The following is a 22207-nucleotide window of genomic DNA, read 5'->3' on the forward strand; positions in this document are numbered from 1 at the left end:
CCGCCGGCGGGTGTTTTTGCGTGAGGTGCCATGAACGAATTCGAACTGATCGGCCGCTATTTCAAGCGGCCCACGCCATCCGCGGTGCTGGGCGTCGGCGACGACGCCGCCATTGTCCGGCCGACGCCGGGCCATGAGCTGCACCTCTCGGCGGACATGCTGGTGGAAGGGCGCCATTTCTTCGCCGACGTGTCGCCGCGCGCGCTGGGCCACAAGACGCTGGCGGTCAACCTGTCCGACATGGCCGCGATGGGCGCCCGGCCGCGCTGGGCGTTGCTTTCCATCGCGCTGCCGCGCGCCGACGAAGCCTGGGTGGCGGAATTCGCCGCCGGTTTCTTCGCGCTGGCGGACGCGCACAGCGTGGAGCTGATAGGCGGCGACACCACCGGCGGCCCGCTGACGCTGTCGGTGACGATCATAGGCGAAACGCCGGCCGGGCAGGCCTTGCGCCGCGACGGCGCCAAGCCGGGCGACGACATCTGGGTGTCCGGCGAATTGGGCCTGGGCGCGCTGGCGGTGCGCCATCGGCTGGGCTGGCTGAATGTAAACGATATGGAACTGCTGGCCGCAGCGACGCACAAACTGGAATGCCCGGAGCCGAGGCTGGCGCTGGGCGCCGCGCTGTTGCCGCTGGCGCATGCCGCCGCCGACGTGTCGGATGGACTGATGGCCGACCTTGGCCACATCCTGGCCGCATCCGGCGTAGCGGGCGAAGTGTGGGCCGATGCCTTGCCGTCGCACCCCGCGCTGGAAGCCCGCCGCGAAGAATGCCTCGCCTGCCTGGCGGCCGGCGGGGACGATTACGAACTGGTTTTCACGGCGCCCTCGGCGCGCCGCGCCGCCATCGAGGCCGCGGCGGCCGGAATCTGCCGCGTCACCCGCATCGGCCGCGTGCTGGAAGGGCGGGACGGCAGGCTGCTGAACGCCGCCGGACAGGCCGTGGCGCTGGACAAGAAAGGTTATGACCATTTTGGCTGACACTCCCAAAATCACGCCCAACTGGCGTTTTTTGCTGAGCAATCCGATTCACCTGCTGTCTTTCGGCTTCGGCAGCGGCCTGATGAAAAAGGCCCCCGGCACCTGGGGCACGCTGGTTGCCTATCCCATCTTCTTTCCCTTGCTGGCGCTGGGCGTCAACGGCTGGATGCTGATGGCGCTGTGCCTGCCGCTGTTCCTATTCGGCGTTTACGCCTGCGGCATCACCGGCAAAGCGCTTGGCGTGCATGATTACGGCGGCATCGTCTGGGACGAAGTGGTGGGCATGCTGATGGTGCTGGCCTTCGCGCCGGCGAGCTGGGCTGGCTGGATTCTGGCCTTCGCGCTGTTCCGCCTGTTCGACATCGTCAAACCCTGGCCGATACGCTGGTTCGACCAGCGCGTCGGCGGCGGCTTCGGCGTGATGGTGGACGATGTGATCGCCGCGCTGTTCGCGCTGGCCGCGCAAGCCTTGATCTGGCATTGGTTGTGATGCGGGCGCACAAAACAGTTACAATCAGATCTTAAAGTGACAGACAGTTTGACGCTTGACTCAGTCTAGCGCACTGCCATGAAAAACACGCCCGCGCTTGCCGCGGGCAGCTAAATTTCGGGGTTCTCGACCGTGTGGGTTGTCGTCGTACTATTGCTGTCCGCGCTGGCCGCGGCCGGCTGGCTGGTAAAAAGCGGCAAGATGCCGCAGTTGATGCGCAAGCTGGATGGCCTGCTTGGCGTGGAGGGGCGCAGCGAACGCTACGAACCCGACTACTTCGCCGAGCAGCCGCCGCGGCCTAAGGTGCCGGAAGAGGAAGCGCCGCCCGCAGTCCAGGCTGATGATCGGCCAGACGCGGAGCCTGAGCCTTTGCCGACTGCCCATCGGGAAGAAACCCCGCGCCGGGAGGAGCAGGCTCAACCCGTTCGCATCTCGCCCCAGGGCCGGCAGGCCAAGCAGGCTGCGCCTGCAGCCGAAGACCAGCCTCCGCGCGAAACCATCGTGCTGCCCAGGCGCGCCCCGACGGCCAGCCAGGAGCCGCCGGCCGAGTTGCCGGTGCTGGAGTTGTCGCGCGAGTACCGCCGCAAAAACCGCCAGCCGCAGCAGCCGTCGGAAGCGGACGACTTGCCGGTGATCGGCCTGTCCGAGATGCAGAGCAATATGCAGCAGGACTATCTCCGCCGCCAGCGCGTCCGCGGAGTCGAACCGGGCGAGCGCGGCGAAGACGCGCTGCCGCTGATCGGCAGCGGAGAAGTGCGCGCCGCGGTGGCCAATCTTCATGCGCATCGTCGCAGTCCGCAGCCCGCCAGCGCGCCGCTGCCCCGCGTCGAGCTGGTTCCGATCCCTCGGACGAAGCCTGAAGCCGCGCCGGAGCTAGAAAAGCCGCTGGTCATTTTGGAACCGCTGCGCAAGCCTGAACCAACTCCTGCCAGCAAGCCGGTCGTGGCGGAACCTGTTCCCGCCCCGATGGCGGACGTTCACGTCGAAGAACCGCCGATTCAGCCCGTAACGGCGCCAGAGCCGGCCGCGACTGAATTTCCCCCTATAGACGCCGAGGCGTTGGAGCCGCAGTCCTGGCCGGCAATCGGCGAAGCGGAAGCCCCGGCGCAGGAAGCCAATCATTCGCCGCCGCAGTTGGCGGCAAACCCTGAGCCGGCCGCGCCTGCATCCACTCCGTTCGAGCCAGTCGAGCTAGTGCTTGCCGAGCCCGTGCCCGAGCCCGCGGCGGCAGACGCGCCAGATGCGGCAGACGGACCCGCGGAAGAGGTGATCGCCGCCAGCGACGCTTCCCCCGCCTCGCGCGCGCCATGGCGCTGGCCGCAAACGCGCGAAGTGCTGGTTCAGCAGGCCGATGAAAGCTCCGCCATCGTTCAGCAGACCGTGTTGCCTGAGCCGGCAGCGCCATCCCTGGCGGCCACTGCGGCCCAGTTGGCAAGCAATCCCATGCCTTGGATACTGGTTGAGGAAAAGCCGGCGGCGCAACCCGCCTCAGCCGTTGTTGAAACAGCGTCTGTCGCCTTGCCTGAATCCGAGCCTGAACCCACGTCAGCGGAGGCGGAGGATGCCCCGGCGCGCCACAGCTACGACGACTCCATGCTGCCCGGCCTGGGCCTGCTGAACCCGGCGGATGCGGCCCAGGAAGCCTGCAATCAGGACGAGTTGCTCGAGCGCGGCATCGTGATCGAGGAGAAGTGCGCCGAGTTCAAGGTCAAGGTCAGCGTGGTGGATGCTTACGCCGGCCCGGTCATCACCCGCTACGAGGTGGAGCCGGCGGTGGGCGTGCGCGGCAACCAGGTGGTGAACCTGATGAAGGATCTGTCGCGCGCGCTGGGCCTGGCCTCCATCCGCGTGGTGGAGACCATTCCGGGCAAGACCTGCATGGGCCTGGAGCTGCCCAATCCCAAGCGGCAGATGATACGGCTGTCGGAAATCTTCTCCGCCGACGTGTTCCAGCATTCCGCATCGCGGCTGACGATGGCGTTGGGCAAGGACATCACCGGCGAACCGGTGGTGACCGACTTGGCCAAGGCGCCGCACTTGCTGGTGGCCGGCACCACCGGCTCCGGCAAGTCGGTGGGCGTCAACGCGATGATCCTGTCGCTGCTGTACAAGGCTACGCCGGAAGAAGTCCGCTTCATCATGATCGACCCCAAGATGCTGGAGCTGTCGGTCTACAACGACATCCCGCACCTACTGGCGCCGGTGGTCACCGACATGAAGCTGGCCGCCAACGCGCTGAACTGGTGCGTTGGCGAGATGGAGAAGCGCTATCGTTTGATGAGCGCGCTGGGCGTGCGCAACCTGGCCGGCTACAACCAGAAGGTGCGGGAGGCGGCCGAGCGCGGCCAGCGCATCGCCAATCCGTTCAGCCTGACGCCGGAAACGCCGGAGCCTTTGGACAAACTGCCGTTCATCGTGGTGGTGGTGGATGAGTTTGCCGACCTGATGATGGTGGCGGGCAAGAAGATCGAGGAACTGATCGCCCGCCTGGCGCAAAAGGCGCGCGCCGCCGGCATCCACCTGATCCTGGCCACGCAGCGGCCGTCGGTGGACGTGATCACCGGCCTGATCAAGGCCAACATCCCGACGCGAATCGCCTTCCAGGTGTCCAGCAAGATCGACAGCCGCACCATTCTGGACCAGATGGGCGCGGAAAGCCTGCTGGGCCAGGGCGATATGCTGTATCTGCCGCCGGGCACCGGCTATCCGCAACGGGTGCACGGCGCCTTCGTCACCGACGACGAGGTGCACGCGGTGGTCGAGCATCTGAAGCAGTTCGGCGAGCCGGATTACGTGGAAGGCCTGCTGACCGGCGAAAGCGAGGCCGACGACGCCTCGGCGGACGCCACCGCCAAGGCTCAGGCGGCGACGGAAACCGACCCCTTGTACGATGAAGCGGTGGAGATCGTGCTGCGCACCCGCAAGCCATCCATTTCTGGCGTGCAGCGTCATCTGCGCATCGGCTACAACCGCGCCGCGCGGCTGATCGAGGAGATGGAGGCCGCGGGCATCGTCAGCGCGATGGAGAGCAACGGCAACCGCACGGTGCTGGTGCCGCAGCGGGACTTCTGATTCCTCTCCCCAATAAAAAACGCCGCGATGATACGCGGCGTTTTTTTATCAGCTTGCCCGGCGGCTTAGCCGTAGCGTTTCTTCGCCTCGATGGCCAGGCCGCTGCCGATGCTGCCGAACAGATTGCCTTCCACGTGGCGCGCATTGGGCAGCAGCGCGCGGATGCCGTCGCGCAGCGCCGGCACGCCGCTGGAGCCGCCGGTGAAGAACACGGTGTCCACGTTTTCAGCCTTTAGCCCGGAGTCGGCCAGCAGCTTGCTGACAGTGCCGCCGACGCGGTCCAGCAGCGAGCCGATGCTGGTTTCGAAATCGGCTCGGCTGAGATCGCAATGCAGGCCGCGCTCAATGGTGTCCAGCGCCAGGCGGTGGCTGCTCTGGTCGGACAGGGCGATCTTGGCGGCTTCCACTTCCATCGCCAGCCAGTGGCCGGCGCGCTCCTGGATCAGTTTGAACAGACGATCGAGCTTCTGCGGTTCGGCGGCGTCGCGATGCACGTCCTGCAGATCCATCCAGGCCTTGCGGGTGTAGGCGAAGTTGATGGTGTGCCAGGTGGCCAGGTTGAAATACTGGCTGGACGGCATCTCGGCGTTGTTGCGCAGCCGGGTCTTGAAGCCGAACAAAGGCATCACGCCGTGCAGGCTCAGCTGGCGGTCGAAATCGGTGCCGCCGATGTGCACGCCGCCGGTGGCCAGGATGTCGTCGCGGCGCTCTGCATGGCTGCGGCGCTCCGGCGACAGGCGGATCAGCGTGAAGTCCGAGGTGCCGCCGCCGATGTCGACGATCAGCACCAGCTCTTCCTTCTCGATGTTGGATTCGTAGTCGAACGCCGCCGCGATCGGCTCCAGCTGGAAGGAAATCTCCTTGAAGCCCACCTGGCGGGCGATGTCGGCCAGCGTGTCCTGAGCCAGCTTGTCGGCCTGAGGATTATCGTCGACAAAATAGACCGGGCGGCCCAGCACCACTTGCTCGAACTCGCGGCCGGCGGTGGCTTCGGCGCGCAGCTTCAGCTCCTGGATGAACAGCTTCAGCAGATGGCGGAACGGCAGCGCCTTGCCCTGGACTTCGGTCTGGCTGTCGATCAGGCTAGAACCCAACAGGCTTTTCAGCGAGCGCATCAGCCGGCCCTCGAAGCCGTCGATATACTCGGCCAGCGCGGCGCGGCCGAAGCGGGAATGGTCTTCCTCGTAGTTGAAGAACACCACCGAGGGCAGGGTGATCTTGCCGTCTTCCAGCTGCAGCAAGGTGTCGTGGCCAGGACGCAGCCAGCCCACGGTGGAGTTGGAGGTGCCAAAGTCTATGCCGCAGGCGCGGGCGGCAGTTTGATCAGTCATTCAGCATCTCCTTGAAAATAAAAGAGGCGCGATGGTACGCGGAATGGCGCGGAAAGGGAAGGGCGAAGCGCTCACGAATCGCGTTTAAGCTTGTGCAGGCGGCTGGCCTCGTGGCGGGCGTCTTCCTCGCTGTGCAGGTAGCGCCGCGTGGTCTGGATGCTGGCATGGCGCAGGTTCTGGCTGACCAGCAGCAAGGGCACGCCCGCCTCCAGCTGATGGCTGGCGGCGGTATGGCGCAGCCAGTGGGTGCTGGCCAAGCACAGCCTGGCGCGGACTTCGTCGCTGGGCGCGCCGGCCTGCGCCCGGGCAAACACTTCCTTGCAGATCAGGTAGATCGCCTTGTCGGACAATGATTTGGCCTGTCCCTTGCCGCCCACGCGGCAAACCAGCGGAGCATCCTCGCCGACCGATGGCTGCGGCGGCAGGCCCAGGCTCAGCCGGTAACGGGCCATGGCGTCCATCAGCTCGTCCGACAGCGGAATGCGCGCGGAAACGCCGCCCTTGCCGACCACATGCCACCACCAGTTGCCGTTGCGGCGGGCCAGATCGCCCGCGCGGGCGGCGGCAACCTCGCCGCGGCGCGCGCCGGTCAGGTAGAGCAGGGTGAACAGCCACAGCGCGCGTTCGGCATGGCGGATCTCCCTGTCGGTATCGCGCGGCAGATTGTTCAGCGTGGATTGGAGGTGGCCCCAGCAATCGGCGTCGAGGAAGCGTTCGATCTCCTGCGAGGCTTTTCTGACGCCGCGCCGACGCAATAATTTGAACGGGTTGCCGTTCAGGTAGCCGGCGTCGTTGAGATAGGCGAACAAGGCGCCCAGCACGGTCAGGCTGTGCTCGACGCTGGCGGGAGACAGCGGCTTGCTGAACGGCTTCCAGTCCGGATGGCTGCGCGGCCGCGCCGGGCCCAGCCATTGTTCCGCGGGGTGGGGCGAGGCGAGGAAGCGGCGATAGTCCAGCACATCCTCGCGCTTGACCTGGGCCAGCCCCTGCCTGCGGCCGTCCAGCCACAGCAGCAGCCGTTCCGCTTCCTTGCGATAAGCCGCCAGCGTGGCCGGGCGATCGGCGTGCTCGGCCAGCCAGGTCAGCACCGCCTGGGCGTCGGACTGCGCCTGTATCAGCGAATGGGAGCCGGGGTCGGCGCGGAAGACATCTGGCAGCATGGCGGGAAAGGGCCGCCGCGGGAGCGGGCGGCCTTCTGCGATTACTTGAAGCTGGGCTTGGCCGGGGTGCCGGCGGACTGGGTGAGGATTTCGTAGCCGGTTTCGGTGACCAGCACGGTGTGCTCCCACTGGGCGGACAGGCTGCGGTCCTTGGTGACCACGGTCCAGCCGTCGGCCAGCATGCGCAGGTGGCGCTTGCCCTGGTTGATCATCGGCTCGATGGTGAAGATCATGCCAGCCTGAATCTCCAGCCCGGTGCCCGGACGGCCGTAGTGCAGGATCTGCGGCTCTTCGTGGAATTTCTTGCCGATGCCGTGGCCGCAGAACTCCTGCACCACGCTGTAGCCGGCGCTTTCGGCGTAGCTCTGCACCGCGTAGCCGATGTCGCCCAGCGTGGCGCCCGGCTTCACCTTCTCGATGCCTTTCCACATGGCCTCATAGGTGATCTTGCTCAGGCGCTTGGCATGCGGACTCACGTCGCCGACGAAGAACATGCGGCTGGTATCGCCGTGATAGCCGTCCTTGATCACGGTGATGTCCAGATTCATGATGTCGCCGTTCTTCAGCGGCTTGTCATTGGGGATGCCGTGGCAGATCACGTGGTTGACCGAGGTGCATACCGACTTGGGGTAGGGATTATGGCCATCCGGTGCGTAGTTCAGCGGGGCGGGTATGGTGCCCTGCTCATTGACCATGTAATCATGGCACAGCTTGTCGATGGCTTCGGTGGTGATGCCGGGCTTGATATGCGGGGTGATGAAATCCAAAACTTCCGACGCCAGGCGGCCGGCAATGCGCATTTTTTCGATATCTTGCGCGTCTTTGATCTGTATGCTCATGGGTGGCTTGCGTTCATAGCGGCTAATGAGACGTAATTCTAACAAAATGCGGCGGTCGGGGCACGCTGCGGCGCTTTATTAGCCCCCATGCTCCTCCAGCCATCGCTGAAGCTGGACAAGCAGCGTGTCCAGCTCCGCCCTGAAGGCGTCGAAATGGGACTCAAGGCCCTTGTCGCCCTGACGAACCGCATGCTCCAGATCCAGCGTCAGCCGCACGAAGCCGTCATGGGCGAACGTGCCCAAGGAGCCGCGATAGCGGTGTATCAGCCGAGCGGCTGTCTCCGCGTCGCCTTGCCGCCATTGCAGGCGAGCCTGGTCAAAGTCCTCCCTGCAGGTGTCGATGGCCTCTTGCAGCGTGTTGCGCAGCCGGACCGCGGAGGCGCGGTGCAGCAGCTTCAGCGTATCCAGCTTCAGCTTGCCGTACTCTCCGCCGTTGCCGTTGCGGGCGCGGTAATGATCAAGAATCCGCTGCAGCGCTTCGCCATCCACCGGTTTGCGCAGAAAACCGTTCATGCCGGCCTGGCGGCAGCTCTCCTGATGGTTCGGCTCCGCGCTGGCCGTCAGCGCGATGATGGGCAGTTTCAGCTTCAGCTCCTCGCGGATCGCGCGGGTCGCCCCCAGCCCGTCAAGCACAGGCATCTGCAGATCCATCAGCACCAACTGGTAGCGCAGGCTGTCCTCGCGTAGCCGCTGCAGGGCTTCGGCGCCATTGTTGGCGCAATCGAGCGAAATGCCCAAATCGTCAGCCAAGCTGGCGATGAACAGTTGGTTGATCTGGCTGTCATCCACCAGCAGGACATGCAGCCGAACACGCTCCGCCCCAGCGGAATGCCCTTGTTCCATAAGCCCTCCAAAACAGCGCTCGTTCCATTCCCGACAAAATGCTGCCCGCATCATTCAGACGCCGATGCCACAAGCCGGAGGAAGAGCTATAGCTGTAATACCGGGACAACGCTGCGGCCGGGAGCCGCGAACGCGATAAGTTAAAGCTTAGACAAGCGAAAGGGTGGGCGAAATGGAAAAACACAGGATGCTGGTGATCGATGACGACCCCATCGTTAGCCAAGTCATGCAGATGCTGTTCGATACGGAACTGCAGCTGACTTGCAAAGTAACCGGCGAAGAGGGCTTGAAAGCGGTCGCGGAGGAAAAGCCGGAGATCGTCTTGCTGGACATTGAAATGGAAGGAATGGATGGATACGAAGCCTGCCGGCGCATTCGCCAGCTGGATTTGCCTCTCCAGCCTTATATCATATTCGTTTCCGCGCACAGCGACCCGGTGAAGCGGCTGGCCGCATACAGCGTTGGAGGCGAGGATTTCGTCAGCAAGCCGCTGCAACCCCAGGAGTTGGTGCGCAAAGTGGAGCAAGCCTTGGGCTACCGTCGCGAGATACATGAGCTGAAAAGCCAGGCGCGGGGCGCGATGTCGGTTGCCATGTCGGCAATGACCGACAGCAGCGCGCTGGGCATCTGCCTGCAGTATTTTCGCCGGCTGTTCCAGGCTGGGGATTCCGGGCAGCTGATGCGGACCACGCTGGACGCGCTCAAGGAGTTCGGACTGGACGCGTCAGTGCAATTTCGCGACAACGGCGAAGTGAAAACCCTGAGCTCCGAATCCGGCAATAGCCAGCTGGAATCGTTGCTGCTGCAAGACCTGTCCGCGGATCGGCAACACATCGTCTGCTACGACAGCCGCTGCGCGTTCAATTACGGGCCAGTGTCCTTGCTGATCAACAATATGCCTGTGTACGACATCGAGCGCTGCGGCAAGCTGAAGGACTATCTGGCCTTGATGGCGGAGGGCGCGGCGGAGCGTGCCAGCGCCATGATCCAGGACGGCGTGGCGGCAGGGCTGGATCAGACCGGAGCCGCGCTGGCCGCCATCATCGCGAGTCAGCGCGGGGGGCAGGCCGACGCGCGGGCGCTGCTGGGCGCGATGCGAGCCCGGATGGAAGACATGCTGGGCAATCAGCCTCTGACGGCATCCTTGCTGGCCCTGGTGGACGAGACGCAAGACTCGCTGGACAGGCTGCAACTCCGACAGATGAGAGAGCTGGAGGCGCTTGGGCGTCGGCTGCGGGATGTGGCGCTACGGGAGTAGCGCCGGGGCCGCATGGCTACTAAGCACGATGCTGCCTGATTCCATTCCGCGCCCCTTTGCGTTGCTAGGCATGGCCTTCAAACAGCGGGGCAGGGCGCAGCGGCATCAGCCCGGACTCCCTGAGACCATAAATTTGGCTTGTCGCGGCAGTAATGACGAAGCCATCAGCTGGCCGTGAAATAGCCTCGAGCGTCCGGCAATTCGGACCATTCAATCCTGCTCAGATCGAGAAGCAAACCCACTCCCACTCCCTGGCGCGCCTTCTTCATGAGTGGAGGCGCGCAATGCCGACGCACGTCCAAGAGGGAGAGGAGGGCCGGTTATGGATCAGGCAATGATTTCGCATCGAATAGGGCTTGCTGGCTTGGTCATTTTCATCGACACGAACTCTTAAATATTCCGATAAGTATAATTATAGGAAAAACTCGGCGAATTTGATAAATTTAAAATGTTATACGTAATATATTTATCAACTTGAATCTGCTACACTTCAGCCCGAACAAGAGTGCGCAAAGGAAAGCCAAAGTGACGGCCGATATTTATTCGCGGATACGCCAAGCGGCGTTCGAACTGGTGGCGGAAGGGGTCTGGCCCACCGTGGTGGATGTCCGAGCCCGCCTCGGCAGCGGCTCCAACACCACCATCAACAACACGCTGAAAACCTGGCGGCAGGAATTCCTGAGCAAAGTGGCCGTTTCCTCAAGGAGACCAGACTGGCCTCCCGCGTTGGCTGAAGCGTTTGATCAGATATGGCAGAAAGCCTGCGATGAAGCCGATCAACAGCTGGCCTCGGTTCGCGAGGAGGCAGAGGCCGAGACGAAAGCACTGAACAAGCAGTTGGCGGATCTGGCGCACAGGCACGAGCTGGCCGAGGCCGAGACGCAGTCGCTGCGGCATGAGCTGGAGTTGCGCGCCGCGCGCCAAGTCGAACTGGACAGCCTGCTGCAGCGGGAAAAACTGCTGACCGAGTCGCTGGAAAAGGAGCGGGCGGAGCTGCAAGGCGCGGCCGCGCAACTGCGCGACGAGCTGAAGCAGGAGCGCAAGCGCGCAAATGAGCGGCTGGAGGAGCAGGAAAACCAACATCAGCAGCAACTGCAGGCCGAGCGGGAAGAGTCGGAGCGGAAAGAGGCGCTTGCCTACGAGCGACTGGAGGGACTGCGCGTCAGGCTGTACCAGCAAGTGGAAGAAGAGCGTCGGGACATGAAGCTGCAGACGCAAAAACTGGAAGACGCGCTGAGCCAGGCCAGGCAGGACGCCGCCACAGTGGAGAATTTGTGGCGCGAGCGCCTGCTGGAGCGGGAGCGGGAGAACGGCGGACTGCAGGCGCGGCTGGAGCTGATGGCGCAAAGAGAAGAAGCCCTGCGCCAAGAGGCGCAAGCCCGTCAGCAGGCGCTGGATGCCGGCAACGCCCAGCTGCAGGAGCTGGCCGCCCAATGCGCCCGCCTGGAAGAGCGGGGCAGGCAAGAGCGCGCCAGGAGCATGGAGAGAGCATGCGCAGCCTGGGAGGCGGGAGGGCGGCCGGCGCCGCAGCAAACCCTGCGCGACTGGCTGGGCGAACAGCTCGCGGATTGACCGAGCCGCCTGTCCGTCGGAACAGGCAGGAGCGACGGAAATCTCGCATTCCTTGTCTATGCTGAATGAGTTTCAGCCCACTCACAGCAGGGAGTCGATATGACCATGCAAGGCTATGCCGTACTCTACTCAGCGCTTGTCATCGCGCTCTTCGCCGCCGTCGTCTGGAAAACAGACATCCTGCGCGATCGCGGCCCGCTCGCCCCAGGCGTGGCCAACGGGCAGCAAACCTTCAGCCTGGCGCGTAGCCAGCTGATCTGGTGGACCTTCCTGGTCGCCGTGATTTCCGGCTGGACGTTGCTCACCACCAATAACCTGCCCGCGCCGACGCTCGAGCTGCTGGGATTGCTGGGCATCAGCGTGGCCACCTCTGGCGCAGCCTCGCTGATAGACGCTCCGTCGGGCGCAACGCCGGCATCGGCGCGACACTCCCGCGGCTGGCCGCAGGATGTGCTGGACGACGGGCAGGGCGTGTCCATCCATCGCTACCAGGCCCTGCTGGCCAATGTCGGCATAGGCGTCGCGTTTTTGTACAAGTCGGTGCAGTTGCAGAGCTTCTACCCGATAGACGCGAGCTGGCTGGTCGTCCTGGGCCTGAGCAGCGCCACCTATGTCGGCATGAAATCGAGGGAAGGCGGCGCTCAGGCCGCTCAGACCGCCCCCATCCCGGCGCAGCAAGCGAGCGGTCCGGCAGGCGCCCCGCCATCCACGCCGGCCGTCCCGGCCTGAAACCAGTCGCCCGACGGGCCAAATTTGCCGCCCCGCATGGTCAGCCGGGCGGCAATCTCTTACAATAACGGTCGATTCAATGGCGGTCTCCATGCGCGAACGCGTGCCCGGAGTCCGCTTTTTCATTACGGAAAGACCAAATGGAACCTGTACGACTGTCCAAGCGAATGGCCGAATTAGGGCTGTGTTCGCGCCGCGAAGCCGACAGCTATATCGAGCAGGGCTGGGTCAAAGTGGACGGCGAAGTCGCCATCCTGGGCCAAAAAGTCCTGCCGCATAACCAGATAGAAGTCGACAGGAAGGCGCAGGACGCGCAATCCGCGCGCGTGACCATCCTGCTGAACAAACCGGTCGGCTACGTCTCCGGCCAGGCCGAGGATGGCTATCTGCCCGCAGTGACGCTGGTGAAACCGGAAAACCGCTGGGCCGAGGATGGCAGCCACAAGCGCTTCCAGCCGTCGCATCTGCGCGGCCTGGCTCCTGCGGGCCGGCTGGACATCGACTCCGTCGGTCTGCTGGTGCTGACCCAGGATGGCCGCATCGCCAAGCAGCTGATCGGCGAGCATTCCGAGGTGGAAAAGGAATACTTGGTGCGCGTCGAAGGCGAGCTGTCGGCCGACGGCCTGAAGCTGCTCAACCACGGACTGTCCCTGGACGGCAAGAAGCTGCTTCCCGCAAAAGTCAGCTGGCAGAACGATGACCAGCTGCGTTTCGTGCTGCGCGAAGGCAAAAAGCGCCAGATCCGCCGCATGTGCGAACTGGTCGGCCTGAGGGTCGTCGGACTGAAGCGCATCTCCATCGGCAAGGTCAAGCTGGGCAACCTTCCCACCGGGCAATGGCGCTATCTCAGGGACGACGAGCAATTCTGACCGGAAGCAGGAGGGTGGGAATGTTCGAGTATTTGCTGCGCAAGCTGGGATGGGATGCGGCCAGCCGGCAACAGGCTCGAGAGCTGGCGCGGCAGATCGAGCAATTGCTGGAGGCCTGCGACCGAAAGCTTTGCCTGCTGCCCGACCATCAGCACGCGCTGATGCCCGGCATGCGCATCGCCCAGTCCTACCTCGCCACGTTGAGCGACAAATTACCCCCCGCGCTGGAGTTGTCGCTGCAGAGCTTTTCCCGCGATCCCAGACTGGGCCTGCTATTTGCCGGCCCCTCCAGCCTGCTTGACGTCCTTGAGGGCAGCGAGTCCTTGCGGACGTTTTTCTCATCCGCTTCGAACGGCGACGAGGCCTGGGCGCTGATGACCATGCAGCGCAGCGAAACCGCGAGATTCGGCGTCGCCATGGAAAATGGCGAGCTGCGCAATGATGTCGCCCAGACCGTCGTCAGCTTCGATGGCCATGGATTGCAACTGCCTTGCGCCAGCGAGGAGGCGTTTCGCAAGCAATCCGGAGAGCGGGCGCTGCACGTGCTGACAGCGGTCATCGCCCGCCAGCTTGGCTTGCTGGAGCAGACCCGGCTCCAGCTGGAGGCGGAATTGGGGCGCTTGCAATTGCGCAGGCTGACGCTGCAATCCCCGTCGCGGATCGTGGTGGATGGACAGGGCGGCGACGATCTTCCCGATACGCTGGCCGATCTGGACAAGCGCCTGTCGGAAGTGCGCCCGCAACTGGAAAGCCTGCGGGAATTGAATAGCTTGGAAGGGGCCCTGGACACGGTTCGCCATGTGCTTGAGCACCCCGGCGATTACTTCAGCCTGGAGAACGTGACGCTGCGCCTCAATCGGATGGGCATCAAATGCGAGGCCGGCGAAGATGGCGCGACCACATTGCAACTGGAAGAGCTCGTCCTGGGCCGGGAGCGTCCAACCCGCAGGGCGCTGATGCCGGTGAAGATTCGCAGAGAGAGCATAGCCGAACTCCGCCGGCAATTTCGCGACTGACAAGCGCCGCCCAAACAGCGCTACCCGCCAAAACCATTACGATCGCCCTCAGACGGACTATGCTGAATATGGAACAAGTTTCAATCGGCCTCAGGGCGGTCGGTTGAATCTGCCCCGACCTCCTGGCCGGGGCTTTTTTCTGTCCAGACATCCTCTTGCCAAAAGAATGGCAACGCCAAATTCGGAATGCTTGCCGAGTGCGATAGAATTTCCACCTCATCATTTCGGAGTCGGCAATGAAAAAAACGATATTGGCGTGCATATTGGCATGGTGCGACCTAGCTTCGGCCGCGAGCCCGGAAGCGCCGCCGCTGAGCGGGCATTACTACCTGCAGGACGTGAGGGAGGTCGGCGCGGAGCTATTGCTGAAGCCGGATGGCAGCTTCGAATGGGGAATGAGTTACGGCGCCGTCGATCAGTACGCCCAAGGAAACTGGAAAGCGCAAGGCGGCAAGAAAGCGCAAGGCGGCAAGGTGGAGCTGCATAGCGCCGCACCGGAAAAAGCGCCGGTTTTCCGCCTGTTCCGCGATGAGGAGCTTCGCATTCGCCGGCCTGCGGAAGAGGGAAGCCGGCTGGCGATCGTCGGCATGCCCAGTGTGGGCCCGATGGCCGGCGTGGAGGTCAGCTTCCAAAGCCGATCCGGCAAGGTGCTGACGGCAGTCACCGACCGCAATGGCGATGCCATGGTCAGCGCGCCTAAGGGAGAGGCTTGGAGCAGAGCGGGCTTGCGCCGGAATGGCGGCAAGGATCAGCCGCAATGGTTCGATGTGCCCGAGGAGCGCTCCGCCCAGCGCCTGGCCGCCTTCGCCATCGACGATGCCGCCTATCTGAGGCAGCCGCCATTCCAGAACCTGACCCTGACGGTGCGGAAAGACGGCAAGCTAGAGGTGGTCGATGGCGATGGACGCATGGTCTATGCCCGTCAGGATGCGGGCAAGGAAGAATAAAAAACCGCCATGGAGACAGGGGGGCTGCATAACCATGGCGGCGGCAAAGTCGAAATGCGCGATGATCAATAGCTGAGAGCGGTAGCGGCGGCGCTAGCGGCCGCGTGGTAGTTGCAGCCGCCTCCCTGCTGCAGAACATTTGCGCTCCAGGCAAGCGAGGCCGGGTTCGAAATGATCTGCTTGTTGATATCCAACAGCTGGATATTGCTGAAGCTGATCGCGCCGTCGGCCGGATAGTTTTGGCAATTGGCGACGCCATACACTTCCAGCACGCCGCCGAATGCCCAATTGAAACTCTGGCCATAGTTGCTGGTATGGCTCAGCGTGGTCAGAGTGTTTTGCGTGACGTCGCGCGTCTCTACATTCCAGGAGCCGCAAGCGGCCGCGCCAGCCGGGCAGTCATGCCAGACCCGCCCCGCAATCAAGTCGCCGCTGGCCACCGTGCGCGGCGAGCTGTAGTTTGCCGCGCCGTTCCTGCAGCAATTCCAGCTGGCGATCGTCCAGGCCTGATCGCCAAAAGCATTCCAGCCCAGCACCGGCTGCAGGATGCTTTGCACATTGCGGCTGTCCTGCAGGCCGGGAAAGAAGTAGACCACTTGTCCGCCGCGGCTCGCCGGCGCGGCGGGAACCGGCCAGCTGGCGCTGATTCCGGCATAGGGAGACGAGGCGACCAGCTCCGAATCTTCCACCCAGCCGTTGATTGCCGCCAAAGGATTCGCCGCGCGCGGAGACTTTGCCGCGAAACCGGTCGCCGCCACAGCCCTTCCTTGCGCGTCGTAACGCGCGCGGCCGGCGCAGGCGAGCGGAGCATCGGCATCCGTCAATCTGACGCCGCCCGTCGCCTCGCGGACGCAGGAGGGGTGGAAGTAGCCGAAGGGCGTGATGACATAGTTCTGCGGCACGCCGGCGGGATGAGGCCCCGCGTCTGCCATGGTCGGCGACGCCGCCCATGCGGATGAGGCCACTAGGGCGGCCATCAGCAGCAATATGCGGTTCAGCAGGCTTGTCAGCAGCTTCATGCGTCTCTCCCTTTGGAGCAATCCGGTTTCCGGGCTGCGCTCTTGAATGAGAGTAGATGGCCGAATTTGAGAAAGACCTGTCCGATGGTTCAGACTCGCACGAATTTTTGCTGATGCCTGCGCCGCTAGGCTGATGGTTTTGCCAAGGGCATGGCAGTCTCGCCGACGAAACGCGCCGGCGAGGCAGGAGAGATGTCAGCCCAGCGGGGACAAGGCCTCGATCAAGGCCACTTCTTGGGCGTAACTCAGGCTCTTCATTTTGGAAAGCAGCGCTTCGGCGTCGATCTGATGCTGCTGGTCCAGTTCTTCTTCGATGATTCTGGCCTCCACCGCCAGCCAGACGCCGCGGCAGGAGGCGGCGCTGTCGAAATGGATGCCCGCGATCACGCCGGCGATCAAACGCAGCTCATCATCGCTGAACATCCGCGACAGCTGGGCCTGCTCGCGGCGGACGATTTCCGCGTAGCGGTCGCACATCTGCTGCACCCGCTCCGCGTCGCCGTAATGCGCAGGCTCGTCGACCTCGCTGATTTCGCCGCCATGGTGGAACCAGGCTTCGATCAGCGGACGCAGCTGCGGCAAGTCCTCATGCCAGACGCGCGCCAGCTCTTCGCGGAACTCGGCGTTGTCGGTAAAAGACAGGTCGTCGAACGGCATTGCCGGCAGCACGTTCTCATCCAGCGTGCGCTTGCCGACCCAGATGCGGCCCTCGTCGTCGACGCGGGTTTCCGCGCGCCAAACCGCCTGCTCTTCAGTGGCCAGATTGTCGACATGGATTTCGACATAGGGCAGGGCGACGCCCTGGCCTTCGTCCTCGCTGACGAAGCGCAGCGTGATGTCGAACAGTCCGTGCTTCATCACCTCCAGCAGCTGCAGGCCGCCATCGTGGCCAGCCAGGATGTAGCGGTTATCGTCTTCATACACCGCGACTTGCCCGGCGGCGGCGGGGTGAATCAGCCGGGCCTGCAACGCGCCGGCCAGCTCATTCACGTCGTCATGGTGGATGTCGTAACCGGTGCGGTAGGCCTCGCGCTCATGCCACAGTGCGTTCCAGTCGTACATATTGCGTGTTCCTTGTTGCTAGATGGCCGGAAGTGTAGCGCCAAACCGCGGCCCGGACTAATCCCTGAAAAATACATGCGGCCTTTACAGGATTGTCATCTGTCTTTACTGAAATTTTCTCGGTGTGGTTCTACCATGCTATAATCTTTCGATTTTTCTGTTTTCAGAATTCCAGCCGAAACACGCTAAACATGACCCGACAAATCCGCAACATCGCCATCATCGCCCACGTCGACCATGGCAAGACCACCCTGGTCGACCAACTGCTGAAACAAAGCGGCACCTTCCGCGAAAACCAGCAGGTCGACGAACGCGTAATGGACAGCAACGATCTTGAAAAAGAACGCGGCATCACCATTCTCGCCAAGAACACCGCCATCAACTACGAAGGCGTGCACATCAACATCGTCGACACCCCGGGACACGCCGACTTCGGCGGCGAAGTGGAACGCGTGCTGGGCATGGTTGACGGCGTGGTGCTGCTGGTCGACGCGGTCGAAGGCCCGATGCCTCAGACCCGTTTCGTAACCAAGAAGGCGCTGGCCCTGGGCCTGCGTCCGATCGTGGTGATCAACAAGATCGACCGTCCGGGCTCCCGTCCGGACTGGGTTGTGGACCAAACCTTCGACCTGTTCGACAAACTGGGCGCCACCGACGAGCAGCTGGACTTCCCGATCATCTACGCATCCGGCCTGTCCGGCTTCGCCAAGCATGAGCTGGAAGAAGAGTCCAACGACATGCGTCCGCTGTTCGAGACCGTGCTGAAGCACGTGCCGACTCCGGCCGGCGATGCGGAAGCCCCGCTGCAGCTGCAAATCTCCGCTCTGGACTACTCCACCTACACCGGCCGCCTGGGCCTGGGCCGCATCCTGAACGGCCGCATCAAGTCCGGCCAGCAAGTCGTGGTGATGAACCATGAAGAGCAAGTAGCCACCGGCCGCATCAACCAAGTGCTGGGCTTCAAGGGCCTGGAGCGCGTGGAAGTGCCTGAAGCCGAAGCCGGCGACATCGTGATCATCTCCGGCATCGAGGATATCGGCATCGGCGTGACCATCTGCGACAAAGAGCAGCCGGTTGGCCTGCCGGTTCTGTCCGTGGACGAGCCGACGCTGACCATGGACTTCATGGTGAACACCTCGCCGCTGGCCGGTACCGAGGGCAAGTTCGTCACCAGCCGCCAGATCCGCGACCGCCTGAACAAAGAACTGCTGACCAACGTGGCGCTGCGCGTCGAAGATACCGGCGACGCCGACATCTTCCGCGTGTCCGGCCGCGGCGAGCTGCACCTGACCATCCTGCTGGAAAGCATGCGCCGCGAAGGCTTTGAAATGGCCGTGGCCAAGCCGCGCGTGGTGTTCAAGGAAATCAACGGCCAGAAGTCCGAGCCGTACGAAAACCTGACCATCGACCTGGAAGACGACCACCAGGGCGGCGTGATGGAAGAAATCGGCCGCCGCCGCGGCGAGCTGACCAATATGGAATCGGACGGCATGGGCCGGACTCGCCTGGAATACCATATTCCGGCGCGCGGTCTGATCGGCTTCCAGTCCGACTTCATGACCATGACCCGCGGCACCGGCCTGATGAGCCACGTGTTCGACGACTACGCGCCGGTGAAGCCGGATCTGCCGGGCCGCCACAACGGCGTGCTGATCTCGCAAGAGAACGGCGAAGCCGTCGCTTACGCGCTGTGGAAGCTGGAAGACCGCGGTCGCATGTTCGTGTCCCCGGGCGACAAGCTGTACGAAGGCATGATCATCGGCATCCACAGCCGCGACAACGACCTGGTGGTGAACCCGGTCAAGGGCAAGCAGCTGACCAACGTTCGCGCCTCCGGCACTGACGAAGCGGTTCGCCTGACCACCCCGATCAAGCTGACGCTGGAATCGGCCGTGGAGTTCATCGACGACGACGAACTGGTGGAAATCACGCCGAAGTCCATCCGCATCCGCAAGCGCTACCTGCAAGAGCATGAGCGCCGCAAGATGGCCAAGGTGGAAAACGTCTGATCCGGTTTCCGCTGCTAGCATGAATCAAGCCCCGCGCAAGCGGGGCTTTTTTTGCGCGCTAGTTCGGCTTGGCCAGAGCGTCGTTCAACTGGTCGAACAGCTGGCGATAGACCGCCTGATCGCTGCACAGCAGCGTGCGCGAATTGCCGTTGCTGTCCCAAACGGTCTGGCGGATATTCGCCCGCAGCAGCACCTGCCGGGGCTGACTGCCCGGCTTCAGCGTCAGCAGCACCTCGGTAGTCTGATGATCCGGCTTTCCCGGCAGCGGGAATTTCAATTTCAGCAGCCCGCGCAACACCTGGCGCGCTTCGCTGATCAAGGTCTCGTCTTTCTCCGCGCGGATCACGCCATAATCGGCATCGACATCCACCCGCCTGTACCCCAAACGCTCGAACGCCTTGCGGCCAGCCTGCAGCGCCGCCGCCGCGTTGGCGCCCTCCAGCCGCGCATCCCGGGCTTGCAGATAGTTGCGCATATCTTCGCTCGAAGGCTCCACCCGCACCTGAGTGGAACTGTAGTGCAGGATGCGGCCGCCCTGGCCCTGTATTTGCTCGTTATCGGCAGCCCAGGCCGCCAGGCAGAACGTCAGCGGCAGCAAGCAGAATAGGCGTTTCATTGGCGGTTCCCATCAAAACAATGACATGACATTCAATCCGAAATCAATGACGATTGCAACCTTGACCGGCGCCGCCTCATTTTTAGACGATGAGCACAATATATTGATCACACTCAAGATTGATCACCATATTTTGAAGAAAAACCGCCCCGCAATCTGCGCAAATCGCCTAAAGTATCGACGGTTTCAGGGCCTGCTCAGCGCAGGCGTGTTGCATATGGCCGGAAGCGGCCAAGAGTCGGGAGAGAACCAGGCGATGCTGCAAGTGAGCAAGCGCGACGGCGCGGTAGTGGGATTCGATATCGGCAAGATTGCCAATGCCTGCCAAAGGGCGGCCATGGCCGCCAGGCACGCGGAGCCGGCCAGGCTGGCATTGGAAATCGCCGCCCAGGTGGAGCGCGAATGCCGAGAGCTGGCCCAGAACGGCCGGCTGGACATTCCGGCCATCCAGAAACGGGTGGAGAACGCGCTGATGCAGCGCTATCCGGAGGTGGCTCGGGTTTACATCGAGTACCGCCACGACCGTGAAATGGTGCGCGCCCGCGGCTCCGAGCTACACGCCAAGTTGATGGGACTGGTGCACAAGACCGACGAAGAAGCCACCACCGAGAACGCCAACAAGGACGCCAATGTTTTCCCTGTGATGCGCGATTTGATGGCCGGCATCGTGTCCAAGCAGTTCGCCGGCAATTTTTTGCCCAAAGACATCCTGAGCGCCCACAACGCCGGCGACATCCATTTCCATGATCTGGATTATTCGCCGTTCCTGCCTTTCACCAACTGCTGCTTGGTGGACCTGAAGAGCATGCTGGAGCAGGGCTTCCGCCTGGGCAACGCGCAGATCGAAAGCCCGCGCTCGATCGGCGTGGCCTGCGCCGTCACCGCGCAGATCATCGCCCAGGTGGCCAGCCACCAATATGGCGGCACCACCATTCCCAATATCGACCAGACCCTGGCCCCCTACGTGCTGAAAAGCTATCGCAAGAATCTGGACGTGGCGGAGCAGTACGGCATCGCCGATCCGGAACGCTACGCGCGCGAGCGTACGGAAAAAGAGTGCTACGACGGCATCCAGGCCTGCGAATACGAGATCAACACACTGTTCAGCTCCAACGGCCAGCAGCCTTTCGTCACTTTCTCCTTCGGCATGGGCACCGCCTGGGAAGCGCGTATCATCCAACAGGCCATCCTGAAAGTGAGAATCAAGGGACTGGGCAAGGAAGGCATCACGCCGGTCTTCCCCAAGCTGGTGATGTTCATCGACAAGGGCGTCAATCTGCGGCCTGAAGACCCCAATTACGATATCAAGCAGCTGGCGCTGGAGTGCACGTCCAAGCGCATGTATCCGGACATCATCTCTGCCGAGCTGAACCGGCGCATCACCGGCTCATCGACGCCGGTTTCGCCGATGGGTTGCCGCAGCTTCCTGCCCGCGTGGCGGGACGAGGCGGGCAGGGAAGCGCTGGACGGCCGCAACAATCTGGGCGTGGTCAGCCTGAATCTGCCGCGCATCGCCATCGAGGCGCAAGGCGATGCTCAGGCATTCTGGACGCTGCTGGATGCTCGCCTCGGCCTGTGCTTCCGCGCCCTGATGTTGCGGATCGACCGACTGCGGGGCGTCAAGGCCAATGTGGCGCCGATCCTCTACACCGAGGGCGCGTTCGGCATGCGGCTGCAGCCGGACGAGGACATCATGACGCTGTTCGAGGGCGGCCGCGCCTCGATCTCGCTGGGCTATATCGGCCTGCATGAGGTGGGCGCGCTGCTGTTTGGCTCGCACCCGGCGGACAGCCCGGAGATCCGCGATTTCCTGCGCCAAGTGGTCGACCGCATGAACGCGGCGGCGGCGGAGTGGCGGCGCGAGACCGGCTTCGGCTTCTCGTTGTACTCGACGCCCAGCGAGTCGCTGTGCCACCGCTTCTGCAAGCTGGACCGCGAGCGCTTCGGCGATATCGCCGAGGTGACGGACAAGGGCTATTACACCAACTCCTTCCATCTGGATGTCTTCCGCAAGGTCAATCCGTTCGAAAAGATAGACTTCGAGGCCGGCTATGCCGAACTCGCCACCGGCGGCCACATCACCTATGTCGAGCTGCCCAATATGAAGCACAATCTGCAGGCGCTGGAGCGGATCTGGGATTACGCGCTGGAGCGGGTGCCTTATTTCGGCAGCAACACGCCGGTGGACTCCTGCGGCGCCTGCGGCTTCATGGGCGAGGCCAAGGCGGACGCGGACGGCTTCTGCTGCCCGCAGTGCGGCAACCGCGATAGCGCCTCGCTGTCGGTGACGCGCCGCGTGTGCGGCTATCTGGGCAGTCCTAATTCGCGCCCATTCAATGCCGGCAAGCAGAAGGAAGTGATGCGCCGGGTCAAGCACTTCGGCGGCGAGCACTGAGC

The 22207-nt window shown here is 63.4% G+C and carries 18 protein-coding genes; 11 read left to right on the plus strand and 7 right to left on the minus strand.

Annotated features, from left to right (window positions below):
- The first annotated feature begins 30 nt into the window (after positions 1-30).
- The 3 genes from thiL (at position 31) to ACX17K_RS01815 (ending at position 4540) form a co-directional block, all read left to right on the plus strand.
- The gene (gene thiL, locus ACX17K_RS01805) at positions 31-978 is read left to right on the plus strand and encodes a thiamine-phosphate kinase (RefSeq protein ID WP_493773434.1); all 948 of its coding nucleotides are present in this window, start codon (positions 31-33) and stop codon (positions 976-978) included.
- Entirely contained in the window at positions 962-1468 is a 507-nt protein-coding gene (locus ACX17K_RS01810; protein WP_046156523.1) for a phosphatidylglycerophosphatase A family protein, read from the plus strand. Before thiL ends, ACX17K_RS01810 begins: the two co-directional genes overlap by 17 nt.
- A gap of 132 nt (positions 1469-1600) precedes the next feature.
- Positions 1601-4540 (plus strand): DNA translocase FtsK, encoded by a 2940-nt coding sequence (locus ACX17K_RS01815; protein WP_493773435.1) that lies wholly within the window; start codon positions 1601-1603, stop codon positions 4538-4540.
- A 65-nt stretch (positions 4541-4605) separates the two neighbouring features.
- On the opposite strand, the gene ACX17K_RS01820 is transcribed toward ACX17K_RS01815, so the two are convergent.
- From ACX17K_RS01820 to ACX17K_RS01835, 4 genes are all read right to left on the minus strand, one after another.
- Positions 4606-5871 carry an Hsp70 family protein gene (locus tag ACX17K_RS01820; RefSeq protein ID WP_046166668.1) on the minus strand — a complete coding sequence of 422 codons (1266 nt, stop codon included), beginning with the start codon at positions 5869-5871 and terminating at the stop codon, positions 4606-4608.
- Between the two features lie 71 nt (positions 5872-5942).
- On the minus strand, positions 5943-7031 hold the full coding sequence (locus tag ACX17K_RS01825) for a tyrosine-type recombinase/integrase (RefSeq protein WP_493773436.1): 1089 nt from the start codon (positions 7029-7031) through the stop codon (positions 5943-5945).
- A gap of 41 nt (positions 7032-7072) precedes the next feature.
- A complete protein-coding gene (map, locus tag ACX17K_RS01830; protein ID WP_493773437.1) occupies positions 7073-7870 on the minus strand; it encodes a type I methionyl aminopeptidase in 798 nt (265 codons plus the stop codon).
- Positions 7871-7948: 78 nt separating this feature from the next.
- A complete protein-coding gene (locus ACX17K_RS01835) occupies positions 7949-8713 on the minus strand; it encodes a response regulator (protein WP_493773438.1) in 765 nt (254 codons plus the stop codon).
- Between the two features lie 187 nt (positions 8714-8900).
- On the opposite strand from ACX17K_RS01835, the gene ACX17K_RS01840 reads away from it, so the two are divergent.
- From ACX17K_RS01840 to ACX17K_RS01865, 6 genes are all read left to right on the plus strand, one after another.
- The gene (locus ACX17K_RS01840; protein ID WP_493773439.1) at positions 8901-9971 is read left to right on the plus strand and encodes a response regulator; all 1071 of its coding nucleotides are present in this window, start codon (positions 8901-8903) and stop codon (positions 9969-9971) included.
- Between the two features lie 525 nt (positions 9972-10496).
- Positions 10497-11543, plus strand: a complete 1047-nt coding sequence (locus tag ACX17K_RS01845) for a DNA-binding protein (RefSeq protein WP_493773440.1) — start codon at positions 10497-10499, stop codon at positions 11541-11543.
- A 99-nt stretch (positions 11544-11642) separates the two neighbouring features.
- A complete protein-coding gene (locus ACX17K_RS01850; protein WP_493773441.1) occupies positions 11643-12272 on the plus strand; it encodes a hypothetical protein in 630 nt (209 codons plus the stop codon).
- A 140-nt stretch (positions 12273-12412) separates the two neighbouring features.
- On the plus strand, positions 12413-13141 hold the full coding sequence (locus ACX17K_RS01855; protein ID WP_493773442.1) for a pseudouridine synthase: 729 nt from the start codon (positions 12413-12415) through the stop codon (positions 13139-13141).
- A gap of 20 nt (positions 13142-13161) precedes the next feature.
- Positions 13162-14157, plus strand: a complete 996-nt coding sequence (locus ACX17K_RS01860; RefSeq protein WP_493773443.1) for a hypothetical protein — start codon at positions 13162-13164, stop codon at positions 14155-14157.
- A gap of 236 nt (positions 14158-14393) precedes the next feature.
- Positions 14394-15104 (plus strand): hypothetical protein, encoded by a 711-nt coding sequence (locus ACX17K_RS01865; RefSeq protein ID WP_493773444.1) that lies wholly within the window; start codon positions 14394-14396, stop codon positions 15102-15104.
- A 65-nt stretch (positions 15105-15169) separates the two neighbouring features.
- On the opposite strand, the gene ACX17K_RS01870 is transcribed toward ACX17K_RS01865, so the two are convergent.
- Positions 15170-16123, minus strand: a complete 954-nt coding sequence (locus tag ACX17K_RS01870) for a hypothetical protein (protein ID WP_493773445.1) — start codon at positions 16121-16123, stop codon at positions 15170-15172.
- A gap of 195 nt (positions 16124-16318) precedes the next feature.
- Positions 16319-17185: a hypothetical protein gene (locus ACX17K_RS01875; RefSeq protein WP_493773446.1), complete on the minus strand. Its 867-nt coding sequence runs from the start codon at positions 17183-17185 to the stop codon at positions 16319-16321.
- A gap of 191 nt (positions 17186-17376) precedes the next feature.
- Here ACX17K_RS01875 and typA point away from each other — a divergent pair, with 191 nt between their 5' ends.
- Complete coding sequence (typA, locus tag ACX17K_RS01880) at positions 17377-19194, plus strand: translational GTPase TypA (protein ID WP_493773447.1); 1818 nt, start codon at positions 17377-17379, stop codon at positions 19192-19194.
- A 58-nt stretch (positions 19195-19252) separates the two neighbouring features.
- Here typA and ACX17K_RS01885 read toward each other — a convergent pair whose 3' ends face one another.
- The gene (locus tag ACX17K_RS01885) at positions 19253-19810 is read right to left on the minus strand and encodes a hypothetical protein (RefSeq protein ID WP_493773448.1); all 558 of its coding nucleotides are present in this window, start codon (positions 19808-19810) and stop codon (positions 19253-19255) included.
- Between the two features lie 217 nt (positions 19811-20027).
- On the opposite strand from ACX17K_RS01885, the gene nrdD reads away from it, so the two are divergent.
- Positions 20028-22205 (plus strand): anaerobic ribonucleoside-triphosphate reductase, encoded by a 2178-nt coding sequence (nrdD, locus tag ACX17K_RS01890; RefSeq protein WP_493773449.1) that lies wholly within the window; start codon positions 20028-20030, stop codon positions 22203-22205.
- Positions 22206-22207: the final 2 nt, after the last annotated feature.

It is taken from the genome of Chromobacterium sp. INPA-IVC, from assembly GCF_059047085.1.